Origin of the sequence: Bacillus litorisediminis, from assembly GCF_022808645.1 — a bacterium.
Lineage (GTDB): Bacteria > Bacillota > Bacilli > Bacillales > JC228 > Bacillus_BF > Bacillus_BF litorisediminis.
The window spans coordinates 1-15145 of sequence record NZ_JAKZKT010000012.1; the positions used below are offsets into that span (position 1 = coordinate 1).

18 protein-coding genes are annotated in these 15145 nt (G+C 37.6%); 10 read left to right on the forward strand and 8 right to left on the reverse strand.

What is annotated here, in order from left to right; genetic code table 11:
* The 3 genes from MLE14_RS08115 to MLE14_RS08125 form a co-directional block, all read left to right on the forward strand.
* Positions 1 to 542, forward strand: a 542-nt coding sequence (locus MLE14_RS08115; RefSeq protein WP_243297859.1) for an O-methyltransferase, incomplete at its 5' end; no start/stop codon positions are given.
* Positions 543 to 695: 153 nt separating this feature from the next.
* The gene (locus tag MLE14_RS08120) at positions 696 to 1472 is read left to right on the forward strand and encodes a metal-dependent hydrolase (protein ID WP_243297860.1); all 777 of its coding nucleotides are present in this window, start codon (positions 696 to 698) and stop codon (positions 1470 to 1472) included.
* Positions 1473 to 1634: 162 nt separating this feature from the next.
* A complete protein-coding gene (locus MLE14_RS08125) occupies positions 1635 to 2096 on the forward strand; it encodes a DinB family protein (RefSeq protein WP_243297861.1) in 462 nt (153 codons plus the stop codon).
* Between the two features lie 95 nt (positions 2097 to 2191).
* Here the strand turns inward: MLE14_RS08125 and MLE14_RS08130 are convergent, their stop codons facing one another.
* The 3 genes from MLE14_RS08130 to MLE14_RS08140 form a co-directional block, all read right to left on the reverse strand.
* A complete protein-coding gene (locus MLE14_RS08130; protein ID WP_243297862.1) occupies positions 2192 to 2968 on the reverse strand; it encodes a cytochrome c oxidase assembly protein in 777 nt (258 codons plus the stop codon).
* The gene (locus MLE14_RS08135) at positions 2958 to 3464 is read right to left on the reverse strand and encodes a DUF2243 domain-containing protein (protein ID WP_243297863.1); all 507 of its coding nucleotides are present in this window, start codon (positions 3462 to 3464) and stop codon (positions 2958 to 2960) included. Before MLE14_RS08135 ends, MLE14_RS08130 begins: the two co-directional genes overlap by 11 nt.
* Before the next feature lie 283 nt (positions 3465 to 3747).
* Positions 3748 to 4038, reverse strand: a complete 291-nt coding sequence (locus MLE14_RS08140; RefSeq protein WP_243297864.1) for a hypothetical protein — start codon at positions 4036 to 4038, stop codon at positions 3748 to 3750.
* A gap of 95 nt (positions 4039 to 4133) precedes the next feature.
* Between MLE14_RS08140 and MLE14_RS08145 the strand changes: the two genes are divergently transcribed.
* Entirely contained in the window at positions 4134 to 4889 is a 756-nt protein-coding gene (locus MLE14_RS08145; RefSeq protein WP_243297865.1) for an AAA family ATPase, read from the forward strand.
* 477 nt (positions 4890 to 5366) lie between these two features.
* Here MLE14_RS08145 and MLE14_RS08150 read toward each other — a convergent pair whose 3' ends face one another.
* Both MLE14_RS08150 and MLE14_RS08155 read right to left on the reverse strand, forming a co-directional pair.
* Positions 5367 to 6218 (reverse strand): NAD-dependent epimerase/dehydratase family protein, encoded by an 852-nt coding sequence (locus tag MLE14_RS08150; RefSeq protein ID WP_243297866.1) that lies wholly within the window; start codon positions 6216 to 6218, stop codon positions 5367 to 5369.
* Positions 6219 to 6414: 196 nt separating this feature from the next.
* The gene (locus tag MLE14_RS08155; protein WP_243297867.1) at positions 6415 to 7569 is read right to left on the reverse strand and encodes a glycosyltransferase family 4 protein; all 1155 of its coding nucleotides are present in this window, start codon (positions 7567 to 7569) and stop codon (positions 6415 to 6417) included.
* Positions 7570 to 8762: 1193 nt separating this feature from the next.
* Here MLE14_RS08155 and MLE14_RS08160 point away from each other — a divergent pair.
* The 6 genes from MLE14_RS08160 (at position 8763) to MLE14_RS08185 (ending at position 12973) form a co-directional block, all read left to right on the forward strand.
* Positions 8763 to 9680, forward strand: coding sequence for a ketopantoate reductase family protein (locus MLE14_RS08160; RefSeq protein WP_243297868.1), 918 nt, complete (start codon positions 8763 to 8765; stop codon positions 9678 to 9680).
* Positions 9681 to 9960: 280 nt separating this feature from the next.
* Positions 9961 to 10344 carry a CBO0543 family protein gene (locus MLE14_RS08165; RefSeq protein ID WP_313897743.1) on the forward strand — a complete coding sequence of 128 codons (384 nt, stop codon included), beginning with the start codon at positions 9961 to 9963 and terminating at the stop codon, positions 10342 to 10344.
* Positions 10345 to 10372: 28 nt separating this feature from the next.
* Entirely contained in the window at positions 10373 to 10699 is a 327-nt protein-coding gene (locus MLE14_RS08170; protein ID WP_243297870.1) for a nucleotidyltransferase domain-containing protein, read from the forward strand.
* A gap of 81 nt (positions 10700 to 10780) precedes the next feature.
* Entirely contained in the window at positions 10781 to 11209 is a 429-nt protein-coding gene (locus MLE14_RS08175; protein WP_243297871.1) for a hypothetical protein, read from the forward strand.
* Positions 11210 to 11356: 147 nt separating this feature from the next.
* Positions 11357 to 11707 (forward strand): VOC family protein, encoded by a 351-nt coding sequence (locus tag MLE14_RS08180; protein ID WP_243297872.1) that lies wholly within the window; start codon positions 11357 to 11359, stop codon positions 11705 to 11707.
* 255 nt (positions 11708 to 11962) lie between these two features.
* Complete coding sequence (locus tag MLE14_RS08185; RefSeq protein ID WP_390628482.1) at positions 11963 to 12973, forward strand: DUF3231 family protein; 1011 nt, start codon at positions 11963 to 11965, stop codon at positions 12971 to 12973.
* 101 nt (positions 12974 to 13074) lie between these two features.
* On the opposite strand, the gene MLE14_RS08190 is transcribed toward MLE14_RS08185, so the two are convergent.
* Genes MLE14_RS08190 through MLE14_RS08200 form a run of 3 tightly spaced genes read right to left on the reverse strand, consistent with a single transcriptional unit; the run spans position 13075 to position 15012 of the window.
* On the reverse strand, positions 13075 to 13455 hold the full coding sequence (locus MLE14_RS08190; RefSeq protein WP_243297874.1) for a 5-carboxymethyl-2-hydroxymuconate Delta-isomerase: 381 nt from the start codon (positions 13453 to 13455) through the stop codon (positions 13075 to 13077).
* A gap of 13 nt (positions 13456 to 13468) precedes the next feature.
* On the reverse strand, positions 13469 to 14224 hold the full coding sequence (locus MLE14_RS08195; protein ID WP_243297875.1) for a fumarylacetoacetate hydrolase family protein: 756 nt from the start codon (positions 14222 to 14224) through the stop codon (positions 13469 to 13471).
* Positions 14221 to 15012 (reverse strand): fumarylacetoacetate hydrolase family protein, encoded by a 792-nt coding sequence (locus MLE14_RS08200; protein WP_243297876.1) that lies wholly within the window; start codon positions 15010 to 15012, stop codon positions 14221 to 14223. Before MLE14_RS08200 ends, MLE14_RS08195 begins: the two co-directional genes overlap by 4 nt.
* Positions 15013 to 15145 lie beyond the last annotated feature (133 nt).

The following is a 15145-nucleotide window of genomic DNA, read 5'->3' on the forward strand; positions in this document are numbered from 1 at the left end:
CTAATATAAACTTAACCAATTTGAACACCTGCCTGGTGAAAAAAATTAATCAGTCAAAAATAGCTGATAACCTTATTATATCAGGCATTATGAGCAAGTTTATAAAGGATTTCGCTACGGATTCAGGTTCTCTTGAATATAACCCAAAACACGCTAATGTAGCACAGACCAATCTTGAAAGAGCAGGACTCTCTGATAAAGTTCAAATCCTGACTGGTCCAGCTCTTGACTCATTGCCAAAACTTCAATCCATGGGATATGATGCATTCGATTTCATCTTTATTGATGCCGATAAACCAAATAACCCAAACTACCTCAAATGGGCCCTTCAGCTTTCAAGAGTTGGAACTGTTATTGTGGGTGATAATGTTGTTAGGGATGGGGAAGTTGTAAATCAGAACAGTCAAAATCCAAGTGTAATAGGTACGCGGCAATTCTTTGACTTACTTGCGAACGAACCTCGAATTGAGGCAACTGCTATTCAAACCGTAGGGAATAAGGGGTATGATGGATTTGCTATAGGGGTTGTAGTTGGAAATTAAAAGACCAAACGCAGGGATAAATAGTTAGTAAGTTGCAGGAATTTTCTGCAGCTTTTTTTATGTCAAAAATCACTATTTTATATGTCTTAATTCAAAAATAGGCGAATAGAATGGAATGGGCAATAGAACTATTTTTCTAAAAGGGGTATGGAGATGAAAATTTTACGTTTAGGTCATGCGATGTATTGCTTTACCAGTAATTCTGGTACAAAAGTATTGGTGGATCCCTTCTTTGATATGAATCCGGGGTGTCCCCCTGATTACCAAACGGAAGAATTCATGAAATCGATTCAGCTGGTAGCACTCACTCACGGTCATTTTGATCATACAAGCGGACTCCATAAGATTGTGGCGGCCAATCCTGACGTTCTTATTATTGCACAATATGAGCTTGCTTTGATTCTCCTTGGAAAAGGAATGAAAAATGTCATTCCTCTCAATGTTGGCGGACAATTTGAGTATGAAGACCTTGAACTAACAATGGTAACGGCCCGTCATACGAGTTCCTATGGAGAAACAATAGGAGCACCGATGTATGCTGGTGAATCGAGTGGATATATTTTGGATTGGAAGAATGACCATACTATTTATCATTCAGGCGATACTGCAATGATGAGCGATATGAAGTTAATCCAAGAAGTTTACAAGCCATCGATAGCTATTTTAGCTGCAAGTGGCCATTTTACAATGAATCCAAAAGAGGCAGCATATGTTGTAAAAAATTTATTAGATGTCGATGTGGTGATTCCTTCACATACTTTTCCATCTGAAAAAACGGCTTCTTCTAAAGAAACTTTACAAAGTTTGCTGACTTCTTTCCCGGTCGTTGAGTATATGATCGACCGGGATAATGAACTGCAAAAACTGTTAAAGGATTATGAACGAACTAGAGTGGATATCTTGAGGTATGGGGAAGAAAGAGTCTATTAATCTAATAAAAATATTGGCCGAAGCGGAATGATTTTTATTCTGCTTGGCTTATTTATTCAATAATATGAGTAAATATATTCTTTACAAATAGATTTACTCCTTATTAAGATGGAGATATATACCAAGTCAGTTAAGACCCTAAAAGGGAAGGAGTTAATCAAAATGAAACCCTATATATTCAGGCAATTACAATTTGTTCGCAATCAGACGCTAAAAGAACTGGCAGATGTGGATGATCAGTCTTCTGAAATTATTCCGGCTGGCTCGAACAATCATATTAAGTGGAATGCTGGACACATTTGTTTGGTACAAGAAAAATTTGCATTCTTTCATGCTGGTGAACCGATGCAAATTCCAGAAGATTATAAGGAACTTTTCAGTCCCGGCACAAAACCAAATCAAGATGAGAAATATCCGCCTATGAGAGAAATCATCCATTTGCTTGAAAATCAAATGGAACGAATCGAACAAGTGTTACAGTATCGTTTAGACGAAGAAGTAAGCAGTCCCTATACTACTTCAAAAGGAATGTATTTATCTAGAGTAGATGAATTTCTAAGTTTTTGCCTGTACCATGAAGGGATGCATTTTGAAAAGATTAAAATGATTAAGAAATTGATTTAAAGTTAGAACAGAAATACTATCAATTTTTAATAAGGTTTATGTAATGGTACAAGACGACTGCTATCAAACGAGCCATAGGAGTTTGATAATCTAAATTATCGGGCCGTAGCAATTGTTGCTGTCGGTCTGCTTGTTCTATACCATTGATAACAAAAAATAAAAATTAAGATAATATCAATGGCATCTCCGCCGTAATACATTAGCATTGCACCAGTTTTTGCCTGGTCGGCGGGCACTCCATTTGGCGGATGAGCATACATATATTTTGCTAAAATTCCGTGGGCTGCAAATGCAATAAGAAAGACAATTGTACGGAAAACAAAGCTATATCGACGATGAGTAGGTTCCACATAGATTATTGAGACTGTAAAAAGATATCCAGCAATGAACACATGGAAGTGTACGATTAGATGAATGAATGGATTATGGTGCATCGCATTAAATAATTCAGTTGTATACAGAACCCAAAGCCCGCCTATATTTAATATTGATGCAACCATCGGATGACTATAAACGTGAACAGGCCAGCTTTTTAAAAGCCGTGAAAGCTTTCTGGCAGTCCGAACAGGGAGTGTCCTTAAAAGCAAAGTGACCGGTTGTGAAACAACAATCAGAAGCGGGGCCAGCATTCCTAGAAGCAAATGAACGATCATATGGTAAACAAAATTAGAATGAGCCTGAACAGCTACTGGCCCTATCGCCGCAATCATGACTGAAAAAATACCTAAAAACCAACAAACCATTCGATATCCTGGCCATTTTCTATAGCTTGCATTCGATTTAATGACGGCCAAACAATAAAATATAAAAGCAATTAGTAAGGGAATAGTTAATATTAGGTCGTGTGGTGTTATTAAGTGATTATGTTTCATTTACGAATTTCCTACTTTCTAATTGACCCCCGTTTCGGGTCCCTTTGATGAGGATTACACCAATCACAATCATGGCAGCTGCGATGATATTCCACACCAGATCGTAGGGGAGGATATCTACGTTATAGCGGATTTGATGAATTCGCATGAATTTATGCTGGATAATTCCATCATACAATTGAAAACCCCCTCCCCCCAGTAAAACGCCCCCAAGCCATCTTTTGAGCCAAAATGCGCGGCTGTGGTGCAAATCCGCCATCATAAAAGAGGAACCAATCGTCGAAAACCAGCTAAATGAGTGGAATAATCCATCGGAAACTAACCCGATTTCAGTTGTAGACTTATCATAAAAATGATGCCAATGAAGCAATTGGTGAAATACCGCTTCATCAATAAAAGCGACTAAACCGAATCCAAATAGAATTCCTGCCCATAAATTTCTCCCTGGATACAACGTGTGATTCGGATTCTTTAGATCAGTTGTTTTAGCCCCCATACAAATTCCTCCAGCCAATTTGATACTGTAATCTCATCCCATTTTTTCCAATTGGAAATAGTTATAAACAAATCTTAGATGCTATATAATTTTGAATATTGCGAAACACCTATTTGATATAACACATAGAAAAAGAAGCTGAAGCAAATGACGGATGTTAATAAGAATAACAATTTTTTTACAGATATATGGTAACATAGGGGTATTAGGAAAGTATGTTACCTGGTTTATCATGTTAATAGTCTAGTTTAAAACATGAAAAAACCCTGGGATTTCCCAAGGTTTATACGGGGTCATTATCAGTATCTGTGTAGGATTCAATCGCTTGGTCAAGGGCGTTATATGCTTCACCAAAAGCTGCAGAAGAAGAAATGTCTCCAGCATTTTCGAGCTGAACTGTTGCATTTCTAGCATTGGTTAAGGAACGGATTAAATCGTCAATCATGGTCCCTTTGTCGCCATATTGTTCCTTAGCGGCCTGAAGTCTTTGGATGCTGCTGTCTAAATCAACGGATCCTGGACGATCATATGCCTTCTCTAATTCTTGCTTGACTTGCTGTAAAAGTTCCTTCATGATTTCCCTCATTTCTTCTTTTGTTTCCACTGGATAGTTTTTACATTCAGGTAATTTCTATACAACCTATTTTTTCGAGAGGTGTTCTATATAATATGAAGTTAAATCGAGGAAATCAGTACATAAGAGAGGTTTACTTACGCGAGGATTTAATCACTAGTTATAAACATTATCCGTTTAATCTTCCAGTTATCCGTCATTTTCAACACATTCTTTTTCATCCCAATGTCACCTATATTATTGGTGAAAATGGAATGGGGAAATCGACATTACTTGAGGCTATTGCAATTGCATTAGGCTTTAATCCTGAAGGAGGTTCATTAAATTTTCGTTTTTCGAACTTTGATTCACATTCTAATTTATTTCAATATCTCCGTACGGTAAGAGGCGTAAATAAGGCAAAGGATGGGTTCTTCTTAAGAGCTGAAACCTTTTATAATGTCGCAACCAATATTGAAGAACTAGACAGAGAGCCAGGGGGAGGCAGGAGAATCATTGATTCCTTTGGAAGCAAATCCCTGCATGAGCAATCTCATGGGGAAGCTTTTTTTGCAGCCTTTATTGAACGGTTCCAAGGCAATGGCTTGTACATTCTGGATGAACCTGAAGCAGCTTTGTCACCCTTGCGGCAAATATCAATGCTGGCCAGAATCCACGACCTTGTAGAACAAGGCTCACAATTTATCATTTCAACCCATTCTCCTATAGTAATGGCTTACCCTGATGCGAAAATTATCCAGCTTACAGAAGAAGGCATGAGTGAGACAACATTGGAAGATTCCAATCATTATTTCATTATGAAGCAAATTTTCGAGGATAAGGAGAGGTTACTGCATCATTTATTTAATTAAAACCTTAGGAACAGGTATAGGTATAAAAATTTACGGAGAACAACTGTCTTTATTTCTTGAAATAAGAAAAAAAGAAATCGTAAAGAGAAAGTATGATTGAAGAATTTGATAAAGATCCATTTCTTTGCCCATGTTGTTAAGTAGAGATGGAGTTAGTAGAGATTTAGATTGATTGCGGAAAAGAAGATGAGGTTCCTGAATATGTTGCCGAAAAGTTTGGAATGGATTTAGAGGATGACAAAGAAGTAAAAGTTCTATGCCTATACTGTGAAGTGCCACGCGACAAGCGAGAAATGTCCCAAGTGATTAACATACACTTGGGAAGTAATTAAGTCGCTTTAGCGATATGATTCCGCGTTAGGAAAGCATAAATTGTCAGCTCAGAAGTTGATTCGACGTAGTTGCCAATTATAGGAACCAAGTATAAGTGCAATAATTTACTAGGACCTTTCGTTTCTATCAGTTTTTAGTATTTTGTCACTTTTTCCTTGGAAACCAACAAGAAGACTCCCTTACTTCTTCGGCGTGGCTTGTTATTGCATGCATCCCGCCTTGAAAGGGTATATTGTTTGGAGGCAGTGTACCGAGACGTATCTCTTCTTCCAGCAAAGCTGCTGCGTTGTCATCGGGTTTATAACCGATCAGATCCTCCAGATAGCCGATATCGTAGTAGTTGGATGTGTTCGCCGAGGTTCCATACAGGCAGAGAAAATCGATAGACGGATCAGCTTCGATGCAGCAAACTGTCAGCTGGACCATATCCCGGGAGGAAATCCAGATGTGGGACGCTCTCTCAGAAAGAGGGCGGTCAGTTCCAGAAAAGTTGCCAATCCGGATATTAATCGAGGAGATGCCGTATTTATCGGCGTAATACCGTCCGAGCAGCTCAATATAGCATTTACTAAGCCCGTAAAAGCTGTCCGGCCGATAAGGGTCTTCAGGCTTGACCTGCTCCCCGACCCTATAAAATCCGGTGACATGGTTGGAGCTGGCAAAGATGATGCGTTTCACCCCGTTCTTGCGTGCCGCTTCGTATAAATGATACGCACCGGTCACGTTAAGGGGCAGTACTTTTCCGAGAAAGTCCTCTTTGTCTTTCGCCCACGCAAAATGCAGTACCGTATGCACCCCGATGGTCAATGCTTCAAGCCTGGCCGCGTCCGTTACGTCGAGCTGCACTACATTGTGATCCCGGTTAGGCTCGATGTCGGTGGCCAAGATGTCGTAAGACCCACTATTTTTCAGCGCCTTGTGCAGTAGGCGGCCAATTTTGCCATTCGCTCCGGTGAGCAAAAGTTTCTTTTTCTTTTGCGTATCATAATCGATCATATCGTCTAACCTCCGTATATATACTGTATATCGCCGTATTACCTTCCACTAAACTGAAATACTCTTAAAGAGAATCTTCCCCGAGCTATTCTTTATATAAATTAAATGCAAAATAAAACAATTTGAGTGGATAACTTCATCAAATATTTAAATAAATTTAAAAAAACATGCTGAAGGTTGTGTCCATACAGACAACTTAAGATTTATTTTTTTCAATCGCAGCGGAATAAAGATTTTCCAAACGTACCGCTACATGTTCAAACCCAAAATTTGATTCAACGAATTTCCTGCCAACTTTTGCTATTCTTTTAGCTTCTTGTTCATTGGATAATAAGAAGGATATGGCATCTGCAAAAGATTTTGGATTCGCATAATCTTCGATAAGGATTCCGTTTTTAAGATGTTCAAGAATCTCTTCGTTTCCGCCCCGTTTGGTTGTTATAACAGGTAAACCAGCACCCATGGCCTCATAATGGACTCTCGCTAAGGGCTCTTGCCATTGAGAACTGCATACAAATATATCACCAATTAAGTAATGCGATGGAATGTCACTTGGGGGGACAAACCCTGTGAAGATTACTTTGTTCTCTCCTAGTGATTCGGCAAGCTGACGAAGGCTTAATCCGTATTCGTCAATCATATCATTGCCAAACCATTTGCTCCCAACTATAACCAATACCGAATCAACGTATTTTTGGATTACTTGTTTCATTGCATGAATAAGAATATCTGGACCCTTTGTCTTACTTAAGCGTCCGACGAATAAAATTACATTTTTGTCTTCTACACCATATTTTTTTCGCAGTTTATTCCTAGTTTCCTGAGCTTCCTTATCCCATATAGGTTTATATCGATTTAAATCAATTCCTGAATAAACAACCTCAACCTTACTTTTAGCTAATGGAAACCTGGCAATGAGCGTTTCTCTGATATACTCGCTTATCGTCATGATCTTATCGACCGAGTTAATGGCCAAATTCCCCATTTCGGAGGAAATTTCCCCCTCCCGGAACATTTCATTATGAAGGCTAATAATGAACCTGCTCTCTGGCATAGCCGCCTTGTAAATTGGTAGATTGCGTGGGCGATTAAAGACATGGATAACATCATAATACTCTTTGTTTTTAGTTTTCTCTGACAGCTTAATCCCTACATTGTATTCGTAATTCTCACGAGGAACACGAATGTACTCGACCCCATTTACCACTTCATAATCAGGAAGGTCCGGGTCTGTTATACAATAGATAGTTAGTTGATGCTTTTTACTTAAATGAGGGGTTACTCCATCAACTAATACTTCAACAGCTCCCCCTCTTAGGGGGGGAACGGTCAGCTTGTCCGTACCAATCATTGCGATCTTTATAGGAAACAACTCCTTTCAAATGAGATTTGGTCAGGCAATATGAAAGCTTCAAACTTATTGCTAAAATATGTTTAAGTTACTATTAAGCAACGGCGAATCTACTAATAATTGTCCAAATAAATGTGGATTAGAGGAGATTAAGTGGTATGAATAGTTGCAAGTATTTAACCTAAAAGATCTATTTACGCGAATTTCAGGAATATGACTGGCAAGATGTACACAAGTATGCCTCCCAAGAAAGAGTTTGCCAATATCAGATCTGGGGTCCAAAATCTATTCATGAATTAAAAAAATGGCTCCCGTTTGCTCAGGAAGTACCGAAAGTTGAGGAAACTGAGCTTAATATAAGACAAGCTCATATCAATTATCTAAAGAGAGGAAAGTTATCGTTTTCTAATTTTTCATAAGAAAACCGAGGGGTTTGTTGGAGTTTGCAGTATTCAAGGGATGGATTGGAAAATTCCAAAGGTGATATTGGGTACTGGATTCATACTAAAAATTGTGAAATGGCTACATGACGGAAGCGGTTAGGGAGGTAACAACCTTGGCATCAACCAGCTTCATTTTAAAAGAATTCAAATCCAATGTGAATCTGTAAATCTAAAAAGCAGAGCTATTTCAGAAAAATTAGGGTAAAACTCCGCTCAGGTTTTCCTTTTAGGGTAACTCAAACTAATCTTGATATTCCTCCATACGAGACTGGAGTTTATTCCATTAATTTTTCTAGGGAAAGGAGAAAGCTGGATCCTCCAAATCCTTAATAGGGGGAGTGAATCTAACAGTCAATTGTAATGGTGAAAAGTGGAGATTAATGATAGTACTTGATTATTTACTAAAAGAGCAGAAGATGGATTTGCAATTTTGTCTTGGGAAGATAGCAGTTTGAGTATCAATTAATATACATGGGAATTCATCCCGAGAAAAGATTTTCTAAAGAGCGATTTTATTAATACCGCTGAATTTTTTCGTGAATATGGATGGTAGTTTGGTTGAATTAAAATATCCTTTATTTAAGCGCCTCCACAATCAGGAAGGCTTTTTTATTTATCTTTAAAAACGCAAATCTTGTCAATAATCTTCTGAAATATTAGAATTGTACTTATTGTTCCCATAGGTTATTTTTCACAGTTTCTTGTATAGTAGTATAAAATTTTTTATCACTACATAGGGGAAGGGTCAAAATGGAAATCAAAACAGTATCATTTATTGGATTAGGAGCTTTAGGAATTTTATTTGGCCATCATTTATCTAAAATACTGCCAAAAGAAAATGTAAGAATCATAGCGGATGAAAATCGGATTCAAAAGTATAAAAGTGAAGGTGTTTATTGCAACGGAGAACGTTGCAATTTTAACTATATGTCGCCTGAAGAAGAGTGTGAACCTGCAGACTTGCTAATCTTTTGTGTAAAGATAAATGGATTGCGCAAAGCAATTGAGGCTGTCAAAAATCAAGTTGGAGAAAATACGATTATTTTATCTGCCTTAAATGGGATTACAAGTGAAGCTATTATCGGTGAGACTTATGGCATGAACAACATTTTATATTGTGTTGCCCAAGGTATGGATGCAGTTAAGGTTGACAATAAGCTTGCATATGACAACATGGGAATGCTTGTTTTTGGTGATAAGGAACCAGACATCATTTCTGAAAAAACTAAAGCAGTTGCAGACTTTTTTGAAATAACGGGTGTTCCCTATCAGGTGGATACCAATATGTCTAAACGGTTGTGGGGAAAATTTATGCTGAATGTAGGGGTGAATCAAACCGTCGCTGTATACCAAAGCAATTACGGTGAAATTCAAAAAGAGGGCCTTGCAAGAGACATGATGATTGCGGCCATGAAAGAAGTCATTGCAATTTCTGAAAAAGAAGGTGTCTATTTATCAGAAGAAGACCTGCATTATTGGCTTGATGTATTGAGCACTTTAAGTCCAAACGGAAAACCATCGATGGCGCAGGATGTAGATGCAAAACGCTATAGTGAAGTCGAGTTGTTTGCTGGAACCGTGCTTGAATATGGAAAAAAACACGGGATTGCTACTCCTGTAAATCAGGAATTATATGACCGGATAAAAAAAATTGAAAGTGAATATTGATTTAAGAAAAATTGGAGTGAATCGTTCTTTTTGCAAAGAAAAAAGAAAGGGTGTTTAGTGAATCCTTGTAAGTCCCTTTTAGTGAATGGGTTTAAGTGCTATGGAGAAACTAATGTAAAAAGGGACGAAGTGCATGGGTGAAATTGAACAGAAATTAATTGAATTACAAAATGAATACGCTCAATTAGCTTTAAAAAACTGGTTCACTTCATCTTTGTTTACATGGGACTGGTGGTTCCTTGTTTAAGGTTTCATTGTACCATGGATCATTTTTTTTATCCTGTTAGACAGTAAAAGGGCTCTTCAAATCTGGTGTTTTGGATTAATCGTTATGGTTATCACCAGTTTTGCTGATGATCTTGGCAGTGAGATGGGGGCCTGGGTTTATCCGATTAAGCTTGTTCCATTTGGACTTTTGGCATATCCTTTCGATTTTACCATTATTCCCATAACTTTTATGCTGATTTATCAATATTGTAGTAAATGGAGAACCTATATTATTTTTTTATTTTTTACTGCCTTTATATTTTCATTTATTGGTGAACCCCTTTCTGTTTCTCTTGGTTTCGTTACATATGTAAAATGGAGATACGTATGTTCTTTTGCCTTCTATATTGTAACTGGATTAGTATCCAGGCTCTTTATAGAGAAAATATCAATGTAAAAGAAGAATAGGAGATGGTTAAACATGTGTGGGATTTGTAAGTAAGCATATTGAAAGGGATTCTTTATTACCAAAATACAGAAATGAACTTCTGCATAAAGCAGTAGCGGATTTAAGTTCAGATCCTCATGTTTTGGCAATTTATTTGCATGGCTCGTTGGCTAAAGGAAATGAAGACCTGTATTCAGATATTGACTTACACACCATCGTTAATCCAGAGAAGAAAGCCGATTTTATTAGGGATAAACGGAATCGATCAAGCAATTGGGGAGAGGTTTTATTTTTTGAAGGTAATTTAACATCACCAGTTATTGTGACTCACTTTCAATGTTTTGTAAAAATGGATAGCTGGTAGCATTCACCTGAAGAAATAGAACCTTCCATCTGGTTAAATGGGATTCAAGTTCTTTATGATCCTAAAAATATCTTAAACTATGTGGTAAAGGAATCAGCAAATATCGTTTATAAACCAACACCTGACGAGGTTGAATTTTGGCGAGGAAAAGTTCTTGCCTTAATACACGAAACCTACCGTGCCGTTATGAGAGGTGAACTCTACTACGCGTATTTTAACGTAGATCGAATCCGCTGGCTCATTGCTTATGGGTGGTATATGGAGATGGAGCAGCATTTAGATACTTCATATGGAGTTTGGTCCAAAGTTGAGGGGAAGAGAAGTAAATTAAGCAATCATCAATTGTCCTTATTAGAAAGTTGGGATTGCAGCAGAAACCCTAACGACATAATGAAAACTATCAAATATATGATTCCGGAATTCTATAGATTAAATAAAGCTCTGAGTAATTTAGTGAATATGAATGATAATGAAGAGCAAATTAAAAAAATTTTTCAATTAGTTATTTAAAATTTCAAAAGAAAATAAAGAGGGTAAAGTATTCATGCAGCCAGATGCTTTTTAGGGTTGAATCTTGTAGATTAATAGAGGAAAACAGTGGATAAAGCCGAATTAAATAGATGGTACATAATAAAATGTGAGAAAGCAGGTAATTAGATGGGAAGAGTGATTGGATTTGAGCTCAGCAGTCAGGAACCTGAAAAAGCAGTGAAATTCTATTCTGAAGTGTTTGGCTGGGAATTTGCAGAACCGCACTGGGACTATTGGGCGGCTACTACTGGGAATGATGAAAAACAAGGTATAAATGGAGGAGTAGGAAAGGGACCTATTGACCACCCTCATGGAACACGTATTCAAATTGAAGTAGATTCAATTGATGAAGCCATCTCAAAAGCTAAAGCAAATGGTGCCTTGGTTGTTCGAGATAAAATGGAATTCGACGAATTTTATTTGGCGTATTTAGTCGATCCTACGGGTCTGGGATTTGGTCTGATTCAGAAAAAGTAACTTTATCTTCAAAAAAAGGTCCTTTAGAGAAATTTACGTTAACCAATCTTTTGTAGGTACATGAAAAATTATTGTTAGACGGAAATTAAATCAAAGCAATGTTTAATAAAATGGAGCACCGCTGGCGAAGTGGTGCTTTTTTAGTTGTAAAAGTGACGTTTTTAAACTTTTTTAAATACATATAATTCGCAAAATATGGAAGTATAGAGATTAGAAAAATAAAAAAAATTTTTTCGTTTAAAGGAGGGAATGTCGTTGGAGCAAGATGGAAAGGTGATAAAACTGACGGCAGCTGAAATATCTCAACTTTGGTCTGCCTACATGAATGATTCAGCATCAATATGCCAGCTTACGTATTTTTTAGAAAAAGCCGAAGATCAGGAAATTCGCACGGTGATTGAACAAGCATTGAGACTGGCACAATCGCATATCGATAAGCTGACGGAGATTATGAATAAAGAAAATTTTCCGATTCCATACGGTTTTAAATTAGAAGAAGATGTAGATGTAACGGCACCCAGATTGTTTTCTGATTGTTATGTATTAACTTATCTATCTCAGATGGGCAAGATTGGTTTAAGTGCCTATAGTTTGGGAGTTTCCTTAGCAGACAGATCCGATGTCTACAGTTATTTTGCAGAGTGCCTAAAAGAAAGTACAGACTTGCATAGACAAGCAAATGAGGTTTTACTGTCAAAAGGTCTTTATATTCGGTCTCCTTACCTCGAAATTCCGGAAAATATCGATTTTGTTAAAAAACAAAGTTTTCTTTCAGGCTATTTTGATAAAAGAACATTGACTGCATTAGAAATCACTAATCTATTTGCTAATTTTGAGAGGAATGCTTTAGGAAATGCTACGCTTATCGGCTATAGTCAGGTAGCAAAATCTGATGAAGTAAGGAAATATTTCAAACGAGGGAAAGAAATCGCAAAGAAGCATTGTCATATTTTTGGAACAATTCTTCGAAATGAAGACTTGCCTGCTCCTACTACTTGGGATACTGAGGTATCTGATTCTACAGCATACACATTTTCAGATAAATTAATGATGTTTTATACAACAGCCTTAATTTCTCTGAGCATTGGATATTACGGCGCAAGTGTGGCCGGAAGCCCAAGAAGAGATATTGGCACCAAGTATGCCGACCTGACAAGGGATATTCTTTTATATGCGGAAGATGGAGTCAATATTATGATAAAAAACGGATGGCTTGAAGAACCGCCAAGGGCATTGGATCGGGATGAATTGGCGAAAAAAAAATAGTGTATATTCTGATAACCACCTGAACTGCCCTAATTCTTAAATTAGAGGCTTGAGAATACACGGTCCCAAGCCTTTGTCTTCGTGGTCATTATCTTTTAATCTTACTTAAATCTTCCATGAATATTTCCATACTTATAAGTTGGATTTACAAATTCATAAAGCTCTAGTGAAAGGGTGAGATACCTTTTTTCAAGCAGAGGGGAAAAGTGACCCTTTAATACTTCAAACATTTCGTCACAGGCAGCTTTTTTATCAACACTCGATCGTCCATTTCCAATCTTTAGTGTGACATGGACAAAAGCATCGTCCTCGGTGCCATCTGCGATTCGGTAATTAGTCAATTCAAAGGCTCTTGAACGGATTCCCCCGATCGGGAAGATAGTTGGACGGGCAATCAGAACATCATGAAGCTTTTTTAAAAGTTCTGGGATTTGAGCTTCATCTTTTATGTTGTCAGTGTATTCAACTATAATATGTGGCATACAATCAACCTCCCTATCTTTGAAAACAGTCGTCACTCACTATCGTATTTAGTAAACGGCCAATTCCTTCAATTTCTGATATTACTTCATCACCGGCATTCACTTTTGTTACGCCTTCAGGTGTACCGGTTAGAATAACATCTCCGGGATACAACGTCATAAAACTGCTTAAATATTCAATCAAGGAAGGAATATCAAAAATCATATCTTTAGTATTTCCTTGTTGCTTCAACTCTCCATTTACATATGTTCGAAGAGAAAGATTCATAGGATCTTTAATATCATCACGATCGACTAACCAAGGTCCAATCGGGGTGCCAGTGTCTCTATTTTTAACTCGGAGGTTAGGACGGTAATAGTTTTCAAGATAATCACGTATCGCATAATCATTGGCAATGGTATATCCGGCTACATAGTCATAAGCATTTTCTTTTTTTACCTTCTTAGCATATTTGCCTATTACTACGGCAAGCTCACATTCATAGTGCATATGGGTAGCATCACTTGGTTTCTTGGTTTGCCCCAAATGACCGACCAATGTATTCGGGCCTTTCAAGAAAACAAGAGGTTCCTCAGGTGCCTGAAATGTTAGTTCTTTTGCATGATCTGCGTAATTTAGCCCAAGGGTGAAGACTGTTTGTGGCTCAACTGGGGGAAGCCATACAACATGTTCCTGCTCAACGATCCGTCCATCATTTAGCTGCAGCTTTCCATTTACTTCGACTGCATCATGAATGGCCCCAAACACTGCCACTCTTGCCCGTTTCATAGATTTACACCCCCAATTAATTGTCCCTCGGAAACAATCCGATTTTCCAAAGCGCCGATTCCCTCAATTTCAATTCGAACAAGATCGTGATCTCGAACAACAGGAGCATTTTCCGGAACCCCAACTAAGAGTACATCTCCTTCATAAAGGGTCATAAATTCGGTGACATCTTGTATAAGCTGAGGGATCGGACGAATTAAATTAGCGGTATTATTTTCTTGTTTAAGTTTACCGTTTACATACACCCGAATCGAAAGTGCGTCTGGATTTAAAATTTCATGTTGTTCCACAATCCAAGGACCGATTGGGCAAAAACCGTCTCGTGCTTTTTGCTTGACGGCTGGTCGGAAATAGCTTGTATGGGGAACACTGATATCGTTAACAATGGTATAGCCTGCAATATAGTCAATCGCTTTTTCTTTGCTCACCCGAGTGGCCGTTTTTCCAATTACGATTCCTAATGCAGCCCCAACTTCAAGCTCTTCTAAATCAGAAGGAAGTGGGATATTTACCCCAGAGCCAAGCCATGTGTTTTTTGGTTTAATATAAAGAATAGGGGCTTTAGGAGGTTGGATGTAAGGCTCTTGAAAAAGTGTATCTCCTAAAGTCTCAATATTCCCCTGATAGTTTAATAGAGTTCCATACACAGTTCCTGAAGTAGGAACATCCCAGTTAACCTGATCCAATCTATAAGTTTTTCCATTTAATTCAAATTCTTCATTAATAGGATCTACAGAAGCCTGTATCATTTGTAATCTGCCCGCTAATCGAAATATAGCTGTGGTCAATTGGATTCACTCCTTATGACTTATTAGAAAAATCCTGTATAAAATCATATGAGATATAAAAGGATGATTCGAATTATTAGTAAAATTATGATTGATTATTTTTCTTAAATTTAGTAGACAAAGATTTAGAAAA

What these genes read in the sequence shown, in the direction of transcription:
- MLE14_RS08145 (WP_243297865.1), top strand. Translation starts at nt 4,134, where the DNA reads ATGAAGTTAAATCGAGGAAATCAGTACATAAGAGAGGTTTACTTACGC.
- MLE14_RS08150 (WP_243297866.1), bottom strand. Translation starts at nt 6,218, where the DNA reads ATGATCGATTATGATACGCAAAAGAAAAAGAAACTTTTGCTCACCGGA.
- MLE14_RS08155 (WP_243297867.1), bottom strand. Translation starts at nt 7,569, where the DNA reads ATGATTGGTACGGACAAGCTGACCGTTCCCCCCCTAAGAGGGGGAGCT.
- MLE14_RS08195 (WP_243297875.1), bottom strand. Translation starts at nt 14,224, where the DNA reads ATGAAACGGGCAAGAGTGGCAGTGTTTGGGGCCATTCATGATGCAGTC.
- MLE14_RS08140 (WP_243297864.1), bottom strand. Translation starts at nt 4,038, where the DNA reads ATGAAGGAACTTTTACAGCAAGTCAAGCAAGAATTAGAGAAGGCATAT.
- MLE14_RS08135 (WP_243297863.1), bottom strand. Translation starts at nt 3,464, where the DNA reads ATGGGGGCTAAAACAACTGATCTAAAGAATCCGAATCACACGTTGTAT.
- MLE14_RS08120 (WP_243297860.1), top strand. Translation starts at nt 696, where the DNA reads ATGAAAATTTTACGTTTAGGTCATGCGATGTATTGCTTTACCAGTAAT.
- MLE14_RS08125 (WP_243297861.1), top strand. Translation starts at nt 1,635, where the DNA reads ATGAAACCCTATATATTCAGGCAATTACAATTTGTTCGCAATCAGACG.
- MLE14_RS08160 (WP_243297868.1), top strand. Translation starts at nt 8,763, where the DNA reads ATGGAAATCAAAACAGTATCATTTATTGGATTAGGAGCTTTAGGAATT.
- MLE14_RS08180 (WP_243297872.1), top strand. Translation starts at nt 11,357, where the DNA reads ATGGGAAGAGTGATTGGATTTGAGCTCAGCAGTCAGGAACCTGAAAAA.
- MLE14_RS08190 (WP_243297874.1), bottom strand. Translation starts at nt 13,455, where the DNA reads ATGCCACATATTATAGTTGAATACACTGACAACATAAAAGATGAAGCT.
- MLE14_RS08130 (WP_243297862.1), bottom strand. Translation starts at nt 2,968, where the DNA reads ATGAAACATAATCACTTAATAACACCACACGACCTAATATTAACTATT.